The 15,585-nt window shown below is 71.7% G+C and carries 13 protein-coding genes and 1 tRNA gene; 8 read left to right on the top strand and 6 right to left on the bottom strand.

Translation table 11 applies throughout. The annotated features are described in order from the left end of the window. From IEV86_RS02650 to IEV86_RS02640, 3 genes are read right to left on the bottom strand one after another with little or no spacing between them, the layout of a single operon-like run. On the bottom strand, positions 1 to 1,641 hold the full coding sequence (locus tag IEV86_RS02650; protein ID WP_188484534.1) for a molybdopterin-dependent oxidoreductase: 1,641 nt from the start codon (positions 1,639 to 1,641) through the stop codon (positions 1 to 3). Next, positions 1,638 to 2,663: a LacI family DNA-binding transcriptional regulator gene (locus IEV86_RS02645; protein ID WP_043603626.1), complete on the bottom strand. Its 1,026-nt coding sequence runs from the start codon at positions 2,661 to 2,663 to the stop codon at positions 1,638 to 1,640. Before IEV86_RS02645 ends, IEV86_RS02650 begins: the two co-directional genes overlap by 4 nt. Positions 2,664 to 2,665: 2 nt before the next feature. Beyond that, positions 2,666 to 3,715: a LacI family DNA-binding transcriptional regulator gene (locus IEV86_RS02640; protein ID WP_043603623.1), complete on the bottom strand. Its 1,050-nt coding sequence runs from the start codon at positions 3,713 to 3,715 to the stop codon at positions 2,666 to 2,668. Positions 3,716 to 4,156: 441 nt separating this feature from the next. Here IEV86_RS02640 and IEV86_RS02635 point away from each other — a divergent pair, with 441 nt between their 5' ends. The 8 genes from IEV86_RS02635 (at position 4,157) to IEV86_RS02600 (ending at position 12,700) form a co-directional block, all read left to right on the top strand. Continuing rightward, positions 4,157 to 5,110: a carbohydrate ABC transporter permease gene (locus IEV86_RS02635; protein ID WP_229734440.1), complete on the top strand. Its 954-nt coding sequence runs from the start codon at positions 4,157 to 4,159 to the stop codon at positions 5,108 to 5,110. After that, the gene (locus tag IEV86_RS02630; RefSeq protein WP_081978524.1) at positions 5,107 to 6,039 is read left to right on the top strand and encodes a carbohydrate ABC transporter permease; all 933 of its coding nucleotides are present in this window, start codon (positions 5,107 to 5,109) and stop codon (positions 6,037 to 6,039) included. Before IEV86_RS02635 ends, IEV86_RS02630 begins: the two co-directional genes overlap by 4 nt. A 29-nt stretch (positions 6,040 to 6,068) precedes the next feature. Further along, a complete protein-coding gene (locus IEV86_RS02625) occupies positions 6,069 to 7,403 on the top strand; it encodes an ABC transporter substrate-binding protein (protein WP_043603618.1) in 1,335 nt (444 codons plus the stop codon). 192 nt (positions 7,404 to 7,595) lie between these two features. Beyond that, on the top strand, positions 7,596 to 9,104 hold the full coding sequence (gene arfA, locus IEV86_RS02620) for an arabinosylfuranosidase ArfA (protein ID WP_043603615.1): 1,509 nt from the start codon (positions 7,596 to 7,598) through the stop codon (positions 9,102 to 9,104). Continuing rightward, positions 9,101 to 10,180 (top strand): glycoside hydrolase family 43 protein, encoded by a 1,080-nt coding sequence (locus IEV86_RS02615; RefSeq protein WP_052425925.1) that lies wholly within the window; start codon positions 9,101 to 9,103, stop codon positions 10,178 to 10,180. Before arfA ends, IEV86_RS02615 begins: the two co-directional genes overlap by 4 nt. 18 nt (positions 10,181 to 10,198) lie before the next feature. Further along, positions 10,199 to 10,280: transfer RNA gene (locus tag IEV86_RS02610), tRNA-Leu, on the top strand. Between the two features lie 260 nt (positions 10,281 to 10,540). Beyond that, complete coding sequence (locus IEV86_RS02605) at positions 10,541 to 11,158, top strand: ANTAR domain-containing response regulator (protein ID WP_229734487.1); 618 nt, start codon at positions 10,541 to 10,543, stop codon at positions 11,156 to 11,158. A 258-nt stretch (positions 11,159 to 11,416) separates the two neighbouring features. Continuing rightward, complete coding sequence (locus IEV86_RS02600; RefSeq protein ID WP_043603609.1) at positions 11,417 to 12,700, top strand: ABC transporter substrate-binding protein; 1,284 nt, start codon at positions 11,417 to 11,419, stop codon at positions 12,698 to 12,700. A 174-nt stretch (positions 12,701 to 12,874) separates the two neighbouring features. On the opposite strand, the gene IEV86_RS02595 is transcribed toward IEV86_RS02600, so the two are convergent. The 3 genes from IEV86_RS02595 to IEV86_RS02585 are packed head-to-tail and all read right to left on the bottom strand — an operon-like array spanning position 12,875 to position 15,580. Beyond that, positions 12,875 to 13,672 (bottom strand): ABC transporter ATP-binding protein, encoded by a 798-nt coding sequence (locus tag IEV86_RS02595; RefSeq protein ID WP_043603607.1) that lies wholly within the window; start codon positions 13,670 to 13,672, stop codon positions 12,875 to 12,877. Continuing rightward, complete coding sequence (locus IEV86_RS02590; protein ID WP_043603604.1) at positions 13,669 to 14,604, bottom strand: ABC transporter ATP-binding protein; 936 nt, start codon at positions 14,602 to 14,604, stop codon at positions 13,669 to 13,671. The genes IEV86_RS02595 and IEV86_RS02590 overlap by 4 nt, the downstream gene beginning before the upstream one ends. Then, on the bottom strand, positions 14,594 to 15,580 hold the full coding sequence (locus IEV86_RS02585; RefSeq protein WP_043603601.1) for a branched-chain amino acid ABC transporter permease: 987 nt from the start codon (positions 15,578 to 15,580) through the stop codon (positions 14,594 to 14,596). The genes IEV86_RS02590 and IEV86_RS02585 overlap by 11 nt, the downstream gene beginning before the upstream one ends. Positions 15,581 to 15,585 lie beyond the last annotated feature (5 nt).

Raw genomic sequence — 15,585 nt, 5'->3', positions numbered from 1 at the left:
TCACCCCTCGACGAGCACCTCGACGCTGTGGTGCCCGGACGCGCCGTCCGGCGCGACCGGGGTGCGCTCGTCGGTCTGGGGCTCGCCGGTGCCGTCGGTCGCACGGACCGTCAGGACGTGGCGGCCCGGTGCGGCGTCCCACTCGAGCACCCACTGCCGCCAGCAGTCGACGTCGAGGCTGTCCGCGAGCCGCGCCTCGACCCAGGGGCCGTCGTCGACGCGCACCTCGACGCGCTCGATCCCGCGCGTCGGGGCCCACGCCACGCCCGCGACGGGCCGGACACCGGGCCGCACGGTCGATGCCGCCGCGGGGACGTCGATCCGCGACTGCGTCTTGACGGGTCCGTCACGGGCCCAGCCCCGAGGGATCCAGTACCCGACCTCGTCCTCGAAGGTCGTCAGCTCGATCGCGGAGAGCCACTTGGTCGCCGACACGTACCCGTACAGGCCCGGGACGACGAGCCGGGCCGGGAAGCCGTGCGCGGCGGGGAGAGGCTCGCCGTTCATGCCGACGGCCACGAGCGCGTCCTGCGTGCCGAGCGCCAGGGCGACGGGGAACCCCGCCGTGAAGCCGTCGACGGAGCGGCCCAGCAGCTGCGTCGCCCCGTCGCGGACACCGGCCCGTTCCAGCAGCGCGCCCAGCGGGACGCCCTGCCACCGGGCGTTGCCGACGAGACCGCCGCCGACCTCGTTGGAGACGCACGCGAGCGTGACGTCCGCCTCCACGTGCGGCATCGCGAGCAGCTCGTCGTAGCTCAGGCTGAAGGGGCGGTCGACCATGCCGCGCACCTCGAGCATCCACGTGCCGGGGTCGACCTGCGGGACCGTCAGCGCGGTGTCGATGCGGTAGAAGTCGTCGTTGGGGACGAAGAGCGGCGTGAGGCCGGGGACGGCGAGCGCCGCCCCTGCCGGGACGGGCGGCGCCGGCCGGGCGGGCCGTGGCAGCCGCAGCGCCGCGCGGATCCGCTCGACGCGGTCCGACGCCGCGAGCCACCGCCCGGCCACCGCGGTCGACGCCGCGACGACGGCGGCGACGGCGACCAGCGTGAGGAACGGTCGGCGACCGACGTCGACGCCCCGCGGCGGCGCAGACCCCGCGTCGACGCCCCGCGGCGGCGCAGACCCCGCGTCGACGCCCCGCGGCGGCGCAGACCCCGCGCGCGGCACCGGCCCTGCCGCCGCGTCCAGCAGGACCCGGAGGACCGCCACGCCCGCGACCGCGCCGAGCAGGCCGCAGACCACGGCGACCCACGGCGTGGTCCGCTCGTCGGCGAGCGCGGCGACGACGCCCACGACGGCGAACCCCGTGAGGCCCAGCGCGGCGAGGACGAACCGGCGGCGGGCCAGGACACCGAGGGCCGCGCCCACGGCGGCGGACACGACGAGGACCCCGACGACGAGGACGGGTTTGTCCGCCGTCCCCAGGACGGCGATCGCGGCGCGCTCGAGCCAGCCAGGGACGCGGTCGACGACGACGTCGCCGACCGCGAGGACCAGCGACCGGCCACGGGGGAGCAGGCCGGCGACGAGCTCGGCGAGACCGAGCGCGACCGCGGTGGCCGCGACGCCCGCGACGGCCGCGACGCGACGACGGGGCGTGGGCGGACGTCGCGCACCGGACGGCGTCGTCGCGCTGGTCACCTTCCTGAGCGTACGTCCCGGGCACTCAGGGTGGACTCCCGGACGACCAGGCGGGCCTCGGCCACGCGGTCACCCGGACCGGGGGGCCGGCCGCCGTCGCCGGTCTGCGCCAGGAGCAGACGGACGATCTCCCTCGCCATGGCGTCGTTGCCGGGCTCCACGGTGGTGAGCCGGGGGATCGTGAAGTCCGCCTCGGCGTCGTTGTCGAAGCCCACCACCTGCACGTCCTGCGGCACCCGGCGGCCGATGTCGGCCAGCGCGCGCAGGACACCCATCGCGGCCGCGTCGGTGAGGACGAACGCGGCGTCGAAGTCGACCTGCTCCGCGTGCAGGGCGAGGACGGCGTCGTAGCCGTCCCGCATGCTGTACGAGCCGACCTCGACGATCAGGTCGTCGTCGACCTCGATCCCCGCGTCGCCGTGGGCACGCCGGTAGCCGACGCTGCGCAGCGAGGCCATGTCGCCGAACGCCACGGCCCGCCGTCCGCCGACGAGCGCGATGCGGCGCGCACCCGCCCGGAGGAGGTGCTCGGTGGCGAGCATGCTGCCGCCGATGTTGTCCATCATCACGTGGGGGAACGGGCCGGGGAGCGGTCGCTCACCGAGGAGCACGCACGGCCGCTCGATGCGCGCCGCGCGCAGGTCACCGGCATCGAGCACCACGGGGCTCATCACGATCGCGTCGTACGCGGCGACCCGGGCCGGGTAGAGCGCGCCGAGCTCGCCCTCGCGCGTCCCGCCCGTCCGCTCGGTGACGACGTGGTAGCCGTGGGCCTCCGCGACGGCCCCGAGCCGCGCGGCGAGGTGGGCGTAGTAGCCCGTGTCGACGTCGGGCACCAGGAGGCCGATCGCCCCGGACCGACCTCCGCGCAGCAGCCTGGCCGTGGCGTTCGGACGGTAGCCGAGCCGCTCGACGGCCTCGAGCACGCGCTGCCGCGTCTCGGCCTTGACCCCCGGCCGCCCGTTCACGACGTTCGACACGGTCATCGGCGAGACGCCCGCCTCGCGCGCGACGTCGCTCATCCTCACCACGCCGAGGTGCCCTCCGCCAGGGTCGCCCCGGTCGACTCGCGCGCCACGACGCGGAAGGACGCCTTGTGCAGCCGTGGCGGGGGTCCGGCGCCGGGTCCCCACCCGATGCGCTCGACGAGCATGTCCACCGCGACCTCCGCGATCTCGTCGCGCCCCGGGTCGACGGTGGACAGGGACGGGAGCGTGAAGCGGCCGTTGCTGATGTCGTCGAAGCCGATCACTGCGACGTCCTCCGGGACGCGGCGGCCGGCCTCGCCGAGGGCGCGCAGGACACCGATCGCGAGCGCGTCGTTGAAGGCGAAGACAGCGTCGACGTCCACGTCGGCCGCCAGGAGCTCGCGGGTGGCGTCGGCGCCGTCCTCGGGGTGCCACGGAGCGGCGGTCCGCTCGAGACGCGGGTCGAGGGGCAGGCCGGCCGCCTCGAGCGCCTCCCGGTACCCGCGGATGCGGAGGTCCGACGGGCGCAGCTGCCCGGTGCGTCCGTCCGGATGGGCGCCGACGACGGCGATGCGGCGTCGTCCCTGGGCGAGCAGGTGGTCGACGGCGGCACGCGCGCCCTCGATGTTGTGCATCGTGACGTGGTCCGTCGGCCCGCCGAAGATGCGTTCGCCCAGCAGGACCAGCGGGTACCGGAGGTGGTCGAGGAGGCCGCGGTCCTCGGTGCCGAGCTGCTGGGGGCTGAACAGCAGCCCGTCCGTCTGCCGCAGGCCGTTGGCGAGGACGGCGATCTCGTGGTCCCGGTCGGCGCCGACCTGACCGACGATGACGCCGAGCCCGCGCCGCTCGGCCGCCGCGAGGACGGCGTCCGCGAGCTCGGCGAAGTACGGCTGCCGGAGGTCGGGGACGGCCAGACCGATGACGCCCGTCCGGCCCGAGCGCAGGCCACGGGCCGACATGTTGGGTCGGTAGCCGAGCTCGTCGATCGCCTGCTGGACGCGCGCACGCGTCGCGGGGTGGACGTGCGGGTGGTCGTTGACCACGTTGGAGACGGTCTTGTTCGAGACACCGGCCCGCAGCGCGACGTCGCGCATGGTCACACTCACGCCGGCTCCGCACTCCCGTGGTCGATCGGTGTCCGCGCAGATCCGCAGGACGCGGACGGGTCGGCCCTCGACGTCGGACGCGCGACGGGACCGCTCGCACGCCGCGTCGACGGGTGCGGGAAGCCTACAGGCGGGAGCCGCGGCGGTGGCGGCTCACGGCGCGTCCTTGACAGGCCGCGGGGCGTCGGGTCAGCATGGCTGTACACGGTTTACGACGTCGTAAACGCCGTGGCGACGGATGTGTAACGTCACATATCCGGGGCCGCCGCATGCGACGGCGGTGGCCGTGGGCACGTCCTGGCGGTCACCTCGGGCGAGGTGCCCGGCGCACGGCACGCGACGAGGCGTGACGTGAGGCCCCGGTTCTGCGGGCGACAGGGGGAGGGCCGGACAGGTCCCCCACGTCGGCCGACGACGGAACCCCGAGAGCGGGAGAACCACGTGGACACCTTGCAACGGCCCGCCGCGCCGTCGCAGCGCAGCGGGCGGGCCCAGGTCAGGGGAGTGCTCTACTCCCAGCGGCTCGCGCCGTACTTCTTCATCGCCCCGTTCGTGATCACGCTGCTGGTCTTCTGGGCGGTCCCGCTCGGCCGGACGTTCGTCATGAGCACGCAGAACGTGCTCTTCGGGCAGGCATCCTTCGTCGGCGCGGAGAACTACGAGCGGCTGTGGGGGGACCGCATCTTCTGGCAGGCGATGTTCAACAGCGCCCGGTACATGGTGCTCACGCTCCTGCTGCTGATCCCCATCCCCCTGGTCCTCGCCGCGATCATCAGCTCCAGGATCGGCAGCGAGCGCGTGAAGGGGTTCTTCAAGGCGTCGATGTTCGTCCCCGCGCTGACCTCGATCGTGGTGGCCGGCATCATCTTCCGCCTCATGTTCGCCGAGACCGGGACCGGCCTGATGAACCAGGTGCTCGCGCTCCTCGGTGCCGACCCGGTGCGGTGGCTGCGGACCGACACGGGCGGTCTGGTCGCCCTGCTGGCGCTGGCGATGTGGCGGTACACGGGGGTCAACATCCTGTACTTCCTCGCCGGGATGCAGTCCATCCCGGACGAGTACTACGAGGCGGCGTCGATCGACGGAGCCGGGCGCGTGAGGCAGTTCTTCCAGATCACGCTCCCCAACCTCAAGCCGACGATCGTCTACGTCACCACGATCAGCATCTACGGCGGCCTGGCGATGTTCCTCGAGAGCTTCATGCTCTACGCCGGCAACAACTCCCCGAACAACCAGGGCCTCACGGTCGTCGGCTACCTCTACCGCAGGGGGATCGAGGAGAACGACCTGGGGTTCGCCTCGGCCGTCGGTGTCGTCCTGCTCGTCGTGATCATGGCCATCAACCTGACCTACCTCACGCTGACCGGGACGTTCCGGAAGGAGTCGGTCCGATGACCGGGCCCGCCCCGCTGCCCGTGACCGTCGCCACGGCCGCCGAGGCGACCTCGGCGGGCCCGCCGGGACCCGGGCGTCCCGTGCGGACCAAGCACCCGCTGCCGCGCGGTCTGTTCGTCGCCGTCCAGACCGCCTTCCTCGTCCTGCTCACGCTCATCGTGCTCGTGCCGCTCGTGGCGATCTTCGTCGGCACCTTCCAGGACGGCAACGAGATCCTCCGCAACGGGCTCACGCTCGACATCGACCTGCAGGCGCTGTCGCTGGACAACTACCGGATGCTGTTCACCGACTCGGGCCTGTACTTCCGGTGGTTCCTCAACTCCGTCGTCCTCACCGCGGTGCAGGTCGCCGGGACGCTCCTGGTGAGCTCGTTCGTCGCCTACGGGTTCGCGATGTACGACTTCAAGGGCAAGAACGCCTGGTTCATCGCGGTGCTGCTGCTCATGACCGTCCCCTTCGAGATCATGATGCTGCCGCTGTTCGTCCTGGTGAACGACCTCGGGCTGGCGGACTCCTACTCCGTCATCGTGTTCCCGTTCCTCGCCGCCTCGGTGACCATCTTCTTCTTCCGGCAGTACTTCCTGGGCATCCCGAAGGAGCTCCTCGAGGCCGGACGCGTCGACGGCGTGACGGAGTTCGGGATCTTCTTCAAGATCGTCGTCCCGATCGCGCGACCGGCGTTCGCCGCGATGGCGATCCTCAACGGGATGGTCATCTGGAACAACTTCCTGTGGCCGCTCCTCGTGCTCCGCTCGGCGGAGAAGTTCACGCTGCCCATCGGGCTCAACACGCTGCTCACGCCGTACGGCAACAACTACGAGCTGCTCATCATCGGGTCCTTCTTCTCGCTCCTGCCCGTCCTCGTCCTGTTCCTGCTCTTCCAGAGGTTCTTCGTCGCCGGGATGACCGCCGGCGCGCTCAAGGGCTGACCGACAACCCAACGAATCGGAGTCACGACATGGCTGGATCTCGCACGCTCCTCTCCTTGACCGCGGCCGGCCTGGCCGGCGTCCTGGGCCTGTCCGCCTGCAGCGGCGGCGGCCAGGAGGGGTCCCCGACCGCTGACGGCGAGCCCGTCAGCCTCGACATGTGGGTGTTCGCCGAGCTCCACGCCGCCTACTACGAGCAGATGGCCGAGCAGTGGAACGAGGCCAACCCGGACCGGCCCGTGGACCTCGAGGTCACGGTGTACCCGTACGACGACATGCACAACAAGCTGCAGCTCGCCGCGAACTCGGGCTCCGGGCTGCCCGACGTCGTCGACATCGAGGTGAGCAAGTTCTCCAACTTCGTCACGGAGGACGGCCGGACGCCGCTCATGGACCTCACGGAGGCGGCGGAGCCGTACGTCGACGACATCGTCCAGGCGCGCCTGGACCTGTACAGCCGCGCCGGTGGGATCTACGGCTTCCCGATGCACGTGGGCGCGTTCGTGGCGTTCTACAACGCGACCCTGCTCGAGGCCGCCGGGATCGACTACACGACCATCGAGACCTGGGACGACTTCGAGGCCGCGGGCGTCGCCTACAACCAGGCGACGGGCAAGGCGTTCGGCGTCGCGAGCACGGGCGTCGACATGGTCGAGCCGCTCCTCGTCGCGCAGCTCGGCGGCAGCTTCTTCGACGACGAGGGGGCCGTCGCGGTGAACAGCCCCGAGGTGGTCGAGGCGCTCGAGATCGAGAAGGGCATGCTCGACGCCGGTGCGATCTCGACGATCCCCGGGGGGAGCCCGGACTCCGAGGAGGCGTTCGGCGCCATCAACCGGGGCGACTACGCGGCCATCGTCTACCCCGCCTGGTACACGTCGCGGTTCGTCGACTACATGCCGGACCTCGCCGGTGACGTCGCCATCGCGCCGGCCCCCGTGGTCGACGGCGGTGAGGTCGCGACGATCGGCGGCGGCGGCACCGGGACCGCCGTGACGGAGGCGTCGCCCGACAAGGAGTTCGCCGCCGAGTGGCTCGCCTTCGCCAAGCTCTCGCCGGAGGCGAACGTCGCCGTCTGGGAGGTGCTCGGGTTCGACCCGGTGAACATGGCGGTGTGGGAGGACGAGGAGGTCACCCAGAACCCCGACAACAAGTTCAACCAGTACTTCCAGACGAACCTGTTCGACGTGCTCAACGAGGTCAAGGGCGACATCGGCCACTTCGAGGCGTTCACCAACCCGAACCTGCCCGCCCTGGACAACATGTTCACGACCGTCACCTGGACGGAGATCTTCGAGAACGGGGTCGAGCCGCAGCAGGCGCTCGACCAGGCGCAGGCCGACCTGGAGAACCAGATCGGCGGCTGACCACCGCCCGGGTGCCGGCCGAGCGCCGGCACCCGGGGGCGCTCCCTGCCGACCCTGCCCACCCCTACCCACCGCTGCGACGTCGCACCGTCCGCACGCCCTGCCTCGCGATCCCCGTCCACGGCTCGCGACCACCCGTCACACGGCTCTGAGGCCCCCGCCCGGGGACGTCACCACCGCACAGGAGAACTCATGCACAACGGCACGCTCTCGATCGACCCGGCGTTCACCGTGGCACCCGTCAACCGCCGCGTGTTCGGCTCGTTCGTGGAGCACATGGGCCGCTGCGTCTACGGCGGGATCTACGAGCCCGGCCACCCGACCGCGGACGACAGCGGCTTCCGGGGCGACGTCCTCGCGCTGGTGCGCGAGCTGGGCGTCACCGCGGTCCGGTACCCGGGCGGGAACTTCGTCTCGGGCTACCGGTGGGAGGACGGGGTGGGCCCGGTCGGGGACCGTCCCACCCGGCTCGACCCTGCCTGGCGCACGGTGGAGACCAACGCCTTCGGGCTCAACGAGTTCATGGAGTGGTCCCGGAAGGCGGAGGTCGAGCCGATCATGGCGATGAACCTCGGCACGCGCGGCCTCCAGGAGGCCGTCGACCTCCTCGAGTACGCCAACCATCCCGAGGGCACCGCGCTGTCCGACGCGCGCGTCGAGCACGGCGTGAAGGAACCGCACGGGATCCGGATGTGGTGCCTGGGCAACGAGATGGACGGCCCGTGGCAGCTCGGCCACAAGACGGCGACGGAGTACGGACGCCTCGCGGCGGAGACGGCGCGGGCGATGCGCCAGTTCGACCCCGGCCTCGAGCTGGTCGCGTGCGGGAGCTCGGGCCGCTCCATGCCGACCTTCGGGTCGTGGGAGGCGACCGTGCTCGAGCACACCTACGACGTGGTCGACCTCGTCTCCGCGCACGCCTACTACCAGCTCGACGGCGAGGACGTCGCGAGCTTCCTCGCGTCGTCGGTGGACATGGACCTGTTCATCCGCGAGGTGATCGCGACCGCGGACCACGTGGGCGCGAAGCTCTCCTCGGCGAAGCGGATCAACATCGCGTTCGACGAGTGGAACGTCTGGTACCTGCGCGAGATGCAGGCCGGCGGACTCCCGGACGACTGGACCGAGGCGCCGCGGCTGAGCGAGGACGCCTACACGGCCCTCGACGCCGTCGTCGTCGGGTCGCTGCTCATCACCCTGCTCAAGCACGCCGACCGGGTCACCGTCGCGTGCCAGGCGCAGCTCGTCAACACGATCAGCGCCATCCGGTGCGAGCCGGACGGCCCCGCCTGGCGCCAGTCGATCTTCCACCCGTTCGCGCTGACGGCGCGCCACGCCCAGGGAGAGGTGCTCGACCTCCGGCTCGACGTGCCGACGCTCTCGACCAGCAAGCACGGCGACGTGCCGGTGCTCGACTCGGTCGCGACGTGGGACGCCGCGACGGGCCGTCTCGCGGTGTTCGTCGTCAACCGCGACCCGGCCGAGGAGGTCGCCGTCTCCGCGCAGCTGCGCGGCTTCGGCGAGGTCGGCCTCGTCGAGGCGACGCTCGTCGGCGACGACGACCTGTTCGCCGTGAACACGGTCGACGAGCCGGACCGGGTGGTGCCCACGGCGCACCCGGCGGCTGCGATGGACGGGACCATCCTGCGTGCGACCCTGCCTCCCGCGTCGTGGAGCATGTTCCTGCTGCAGGCCCCGTGACGGGCCAGGAGCGCTCCACGGTGTCGTCCGCGGCGTCGCAGGAGCCGTTCGGGTACCTGCTCGTGCACTTCGTCGAGGACCCCGAGGGGTACGGGGAGCAGGTGTACCTCTCGCTGAGCGACGGGGACGACCCGTGCTCGTGGGTCCGCCTCAACGGGGGAGAGCCGCTGCTCCGCTCGGTCCTGGGCACCACCGGGATCCGTGACCCGTACGTCGTGCGGGGCCGGGACGAGTTCTTCCTCGTCGCGACCGACCTGCGCATCTACGGCGGGGACGACGCCGGGTGGGACGCCTGGACCCGGCACGGGAGCCGCGACGTGCTCGTGTGGCGGTCCGAGGACCTCGTCGAGTGGTCGCAGCCGTGGACGCTCGAGGTGGCTCCGCCCACGGCCGGCATGGCGTGGGCTCCCGAGGCCCTCTACGACGCCGACCGTCGGGAGTTCCTGCTCTTCTGGTCGTCCAAGCTCTACGCGGCGGACGACCCCGAGCACCGTGGGGACGCCTACAGCCGGGTCCTCGCGGCGTGGACGCCCGATTTCCGCCGCGTCGGGCGTCCGGAGGTGCTCGTGGACCGCGGCGACGACGTCATCGACACGACGGTCCTCGTCCAGGACGGGCTCGTGCACCGGGTCTCCAAGCAGGAGTCGCTCGAGCCCGGCTCGGACCGCGTGCACCACGAGGTCGGCCCGGCGCTCCTCTCGCCGGACTACCGCACGGTCGCGACCCGGATCGGAGCCGACCGCTACGACAGGCTCGAGGCGCCCATCCTCTTCAAGGACCACCACGCCGACGTCTGGTACCTGTTCCTCGACCAGTACAGCCGGCGGCCGCAGGGGTACGTCGGCTTCCGGACGACCGACCTGCTCGCCGGTCGCTGGGAGCCCGTCCCGGAGGACGAGTTCCGGATGCCGCCGGACACCAAGCACGGCGGCGTACTGCCGTTGCGCCGCGGCGAGTGGGAGCGCCTCCGGTCGGCCTACCCTCCGGGACCCACGGGCGCAGCGACCGCCCCCCGTGGGGCCGGGGCCCGGGGAGTCGACACGGCGGACGCACCCGGGCCTCGAGCGGTGCCCTAGGGTCTAGCTACCGCAGTTGCCCCTGTGGCGGAACTGGCAGACGCGCTCGGCTCAAACCCGGGTGCCGCGAGGCGTGAGGGTTCGAGTCCCTCCGGGGGCACGAGGCGCACGTCGGGGCGCACGTCGGGGGCGCAGTCCTGCGGCGTGGCGCCCCGGCGCTCCCGGTCGGGCCGCGGTCGGCGGCGGGCGGGGAGGCGTCGCACCAGGTCGACCGGGACCGGGGTGCGTCGCGGCCGCCACCGAGGAAGCTCGGGACCGGAGCGTCGCGTGAGCCATCGGGGCTCTCGTCGCACTAGGCTGGCGCGCGTGACAGACGCCGACGCCCCGCAGAACCCCGCGCTCGACCTCACCGGCGAGGACATCGCGCCGTCCGACGCCGCCGAGGAGGCGCCGGTCCGGGCCGGGCGTCGCGCGGTCGTCGTCGAGGACGAGGCACTCATCCGCATGGACGTCGTCGAGTCGCTCCGCGAGGCCGGCTTCGACATCGTCGGTGAGGCCGGGGACGGCGAGTCCGCCGTCCGGCTGGCGGTCGAGCTGCGGCCCGACGTCGTCGTGATGGACGTGAAGATGCCCGTGATGGACGGCATCACGGCGGCCGAGAAGATCGGCAAGGAGCACGCGGCGCCGGTCGTGCTGCTGACCGCGTTCTCGCAGACCGAGCTCGTCGAGCGCGCGCGCGACGCGGGAGCGATGGCCTACGTCGTCAAGCCGTTCACGCCCGCCGACCTGCTGCCCGCGGTCGAGATCGCGATCTCCCGCTACAAGCAGATCACCGCGCTCGAGTCGGAGGTCGCGGACCTCGCCGAGCGCTTCGAGACCCGCAAGCGCGTGGACCGCGCCAAGGGCCTGCTCATGACGAAGATGGGCCTCACCGAGCCCGACGCCTTCCGCTGGATCCAGAAGACGTCGATGGACCGCCGGCTGACGATGCGCGAGGTCGCCGACGCCGTGATCGAGCAGGTCGGCTCCGCCGACTGACGACGCTCGGCCGGACGCCCCCGACGGTTCTCGTCGGGGGCGTCGTCGTCCCGCGACGGGAACCGTCGTCCCGGGGCGCTCCGAGCGCGCGAATCGTTGCCCAGCATGTGGGACCTACGTCACAACTCGGCAACGACGGGCCCTGCTACGGCGGATTTCACCAACCGGATACACATCGGGGGTACCTTTCCGGCACACAGTCCGAGGACGGGCCACACCCCGTCGTCGGAGACCGCGTGCACACGAGGGGTGTCACACATGAAGAGATCCACCCACACGGCCCGGGCAGCAGCGCTCGCCGGTGCCGTCGCCCTGGTCCTGGCCGCCTGCGGCGGCGGCGGCGAGGAGGGCGGCGACGACGACGAGGCCGACGGCGGCTCGTCCTCCGGCGGCGGCGAGGCCACCCCGCTCGTCGTCGGCTCGCTCCTGCCCCAGACCGGCTCCCTCGCCTTCCTCGGCCCGCCCGAGATCGCGGGCGTCGACCTGGCGATCGAGGAGATCAACGCTGCGGGCGGCGTGCTCGGCTCCGAGGTCGAGATCGTCCACACGGACTCCTCGGACGCGGACAACGCCGAGGTCGCGACCCAGTCGGTGACGGACCTCATCAGCCGCAACGCGCAGGTGATCGTCGGTGCCGCGTCGTCCTCGGTGACGCTCAACGTCGTCGACGACATCACCAACGCCGAGATCGTGCAGATCTCGCCGGCCAACACCGCGACCAAGCTCAGCGGCTACTCGCCGTTCTACTTCCGCACGGCCCCGTCCGACGTCGTGCAGGGCTCGGCCCTGGGCAACCTCGTCGTCAACGACGGGCACGCCAACGTCGCGTTCATCGTCTTCAACGACGACTACGGCATCACGCTGCGCGACGTCGCCAAGGAGACCATCGAGGCGGCAGGCGGGACGGTCGTCTACGGGAACCCGGGTGAGGAGTTCGACCCCGCGTCCGACGACGTCATCCCGTCCGTCGTGACGGAGGCGCTCGCGACCAGCCCGGACGCCATCGTCGTCATCGCGTTCGACCAGTCGAAGCTCATCGTCCCGGCGCTCGCGTCGGCCGGCTTCGACACGTCCAAGCTGTACTTCACGGACGGCAACCTGTCCGACTACAGCGAGGTCTTCGAGCCGGGCACGCTCGAGGGCGCGCAGGGCACCCTCCCTGGTGCGTTCCCCGACGAGGACTTCCAGGCGCGGCTGCTCGAGGTCGACGGGTCGCTCAAGGACTTCTCCTACGCGGCCGAGTCGTACGACGCCGTGATGCTCGCGGCCCTCGCGGCCGTGCGCGGCGGTGCCACGGACGGCCCCACCATCCAGGAGAACATGGCGGCCGTCTCGGGCGCCGAGGGCGGGACCGAGTGCACGGGCTTCGAGGAGTGCGCGGCGCTGCTCGAGGACGGCGAGGACATCGCGTACCAGGCCGTCTCGGGTGCCGGGCCGTTCAACGAGCAGAACGACCCGTCGTCGGCGTTCGTCGGGATCTACCGCTACGACGCCGAGAACAAGTACACCTGGGTCAAGGCGGAGTTCGGCGAGGTCGAGTGACCTCGACGGCTCGCGGCTGATCGATCGGGCGAGGGCCCGGCCGGGGACGACCCGGCCGGGCCCTCGTCCGTGATTCGCCCACGACGGTGGGCGCCCGGGACGGGACGGCTGCCGACCGACGGGCGCCCATGACGAGGGGCCCGGACCGTGCGGTCCGGGCCCCTCGTCGCGTGCTCAGGCGGGCTTGCCGCTCCGCTCGGCGTCCTCGACGTCGGTCGCGAGCGTCCCGAGGTAGAGCTCGATGACCTTCGGGTCGTTCATCAGCTCCCGGCCCGTGGCCGTGTACGCGTTGCGGCCCTGGTCCAGGACGTAGCCGCGGTCGCAGATCTGGAGGCAGCGACGGGCGTTCTGCTCGACCATGATGATCGACACGCCCGTCTTGTTGATCCGTCGCGTACGCAGGAACGTCTCGTCCTGACGCACGGGGGACAGGCCCGCGGACGGCTCGTCGAGCAGCAGCACCGACGGTTCCATCATGAGCGCGCGCGCCATGGCGACCATCTGCCGCTCGCCGCCCGACAACGACCCGGCGCGCTGCTTGCGCCGGTCCCCGAGGGTCGGGAACAGGTCGACGATCGCGTCGAACCGCTGCGCGAACGCGCGCGGGCGCTGGAACGCGCCCATCTGGAGGTTCTCCTCGATCGTCAGCGACGGGAAGACGTTGTTGTTCTGGGGGACGAAGCCCACCCCGCGGTGGACCAGGGCGTCCGCCCGCAGGTTCGTGATCGTCTCGCCGCCCAGGGTCACCGAGCCGCTGCGGATCGTGACGAGCCCGAACAGCGCCTTGAGCAGCGTCGACTTGCCCGCACCGTTGGGTCCGATGATCCCGATGAGCTCGCCCGGGTACAGGTCGAGGTCGCAGCCGTTGAGGATGTTGACGCCAGGCAGGTACCCGGCGACGAGGTCGGCGGCGCGCAGCAGCGGCTCACCGCGGTCGGGGGCGCCGTCCGGGACGCCGGCGGGGGCGGTCATGGCTGCTCCTTCTCGTGGGCGCGCTCGGTGTCCTCGGCCTGGGCCTCGGCCTCGAGCTGTCGGGTGACGGCCTCGTCCTCGAGGAGGCTGTCGTCACCGAGGTCCGTGTCGTGGTGCGCTCCCAGGTAGGCGTCGACGACGGCCTGGTCGGCCATGACGGTCGACGGCGGGCCCTCGGCGACGAGGCGCCCCTCGGCCATCACGGCGACCCAGTCGGAGATGTGCCGGACCATGTGCATGTCGTGCTCGACGAAGAGCACCGTCGTGCCGTCGTCGCGCAGCGACTGGATGTGACCGAGGAGGGACTGCGTGAGCGCGGGGTTCACGCCGGCCATGGGCTCGTCGAGCATGACCATGGTGGGGTCGCTCATGAGCGCCCGGGCCATCTCGAGGAGCTTGCGCTGACCGCCCGACAGGCTCCCCGCGAAGTCGCCCTTCTTCTCGAGGAGCTTGAAGCGCTCGAGGAGGTGCTCGGCCTTCTCGGTGATCTCGCGCTCGCGCGACCGCCACAGCGGCGGCAGCAGGGCGCGCCCGAGGTTCTCGCCGGGCTGCCGCGCGCCGCCCAGGCGCATGTTCTCCATGACCGTCATCCGGTTGAGGGCCTTGGTCAGCTGGAACGTCCGCACCATCCCGGAGCGGGCGACCCTGGCCGCCGGGACCCCCGCGAGCGACCGGCCCTCGAACGTCCACGTGCCCGTGTTGGGCTGGTCGAAGCCGGTCAGCAGGTTGAACAGGGTCGTCTTGCCGGCCCCGTTCGGCCCGATCAGCGCGGTGATCGCACCCCGCTGGATCTCGATGTGCTCGACGTCCACGGCGGTCATCCCGCCGAACCGTCGGGTCACGGAGTCCGCCACGAGGATCGGGTCCGGCTTGGGCGCCCCGGGGCTCCGGGGGACGTCCGCCAGCGCGGCGCTCAGGGTCTCAGCGGACATCGATCGCCAGCTCCTTCTTGTCGCCGAGGATGCCTTGCGGTCGGAAGATCACCAGGAGCATCAGCGTCACGCCCACCACGATCCAGCCGAACTGCTCGATCTGGGCGTTGGTCATGATGGTGTTCGGGATGACCTCGCGGCCGACCGTCTTGATCAGCATGAGGACGGTCCAGAAGAGCATCGAACCCAGCACGGGTCCGAACACCGTCGCGGCGCCGCCGAGGAGCAGGATCGTCCAGATCCAGAACGTCATCGGGCGACCCATCGAGTCCGGTTGGACCGCGCGTGGCAGCACGTAGAAGACACCCGCGACCGAGCCGATCACGCCACCGAGCACGAGTGCCTGCATCTTGTACGCGTAGACGTTCTTGCCGAGCGAGCGGACGGCGTCCTCGTCCTCGCGGATCCCCTTGAGCACGCGGCCCCACGGGCTGCGCATGAGGCGCCAGACGAGCAGGCACGCGAGCACGACGACCACCCACGCGGCGATCCGGATCCACCAGCTGTTGGACGCGTTGTTCGAGTACGTGAACGGTCCGAGCGTCGTCGTGCCGTCGTCGAACGGCGACAGCGCCTGGAACGTCTCCTTGTAGCTGTCGCCGCGCAGGCCCGACGAGGCGCCCGTGAGGTCCGTGAGCGCGGTCGACCGGCCGACGATGCGCACGATCTCGGCGGCGGCGATCGTCACGATCGCGAGGTAGTCCCCGCGCAGCTTGAGCGTCGGGATGCCGAGGACCAGCGCGAAGACGGTCGAGCAGGCGACCGCGACGAGCAGCGCCGCCCAGATCGGGAACCCGGCGATGGTCGAGATCGCGAACCCGTACGCACCGAGCAGCATGAAGCCCGCCTGGCCGAAGTTGAGCAGGCCGGTCAGGCCGAAGTGGACGTTGAGGCCGATCGCGGCGAGCGCGTAGGCGGCGGTGGTGGGGGCGAAGAGCTCTCCCGCGACGACGGTGAGGATGCGTGGCCAGTCCATGGCTT

Source organism: Cellulomonas carbonis, from assembly GCF_014636275.1.
Lineage (GTDB): Bacteria > Actinomycetota > Actinomycetes > Actinomycetales > Cellulomonadaceae > Actinotalea > Actinotalea carbonis.
Note: the sequence above shows the minus strand (reverse complement) of the source record. Positions and strands in the feature narration are given on the sequence as shown.

What these genes read in the sequence shown, in the direction of transcription:
- IEV86_RS02590 (WP_043603604.1), bottom strand. Translation starts at nt 14,604, where the DNA reads ATGTCCGCTGAGACCCTGAGCGCCGCGCTGGCGGACGTCCCCCGGAGC.
- arfA (WP_043603615.1), top strand. Translation starts at nt 7,596, where the DNA reads ATGCACAACGGCACGCTCTCGATCGACCCGGCGTTCACCGTGGCACCC.
- IEV86_RS02625 (WP_043603618.1), top strand. Translation starts at nt 6,069, where the DNA reads ATGGCTGGATCTCGCACGCTCCTCTCCTTGACCGCGGCCGGCCTGGCC.
- IEV86_RS02645 (WP_043603626.1), bottom strand. Translation starts at nt 2,663, where the DNA reads ATGAGCGACGTCGCGCGCGAGGCGGGCGTCTCGCCGATGACCGTGTCG.
- IEV86_RS02630 (WP_081978524.1), top strand. Translation starts at nt 5,107, where the DNA reads ATGACCGGGCCCGCCCCGCTGCCCGTGACCGTCGCCACGGCCGCCGAG.
- IEV86_RS02600 (WP_043603609.1), top strand. Translation starts at nt 11,417, where the DNA reads ATGAAGAGATCCACCCACACGGCCCGGGCAGCAGCGCTCGCCGGTGCC.
- IEV86_RS02595 (WP_043603607.1), bottom strand. Translation starts at nt 13,672, where the DNA reads ATGACCGCCCCCGCCGGCGTCCCGGACGGCGCCCCCGACCGCGGTGAG.
- IEV86_RS02585 (WP_043603601.1), bottom strand. Translation starts at nt 15,580, where the DNA reads ATGGACTGGCCACGCATCCTCACCGTCGTCGCGGGAGAGCTCTTCGCC.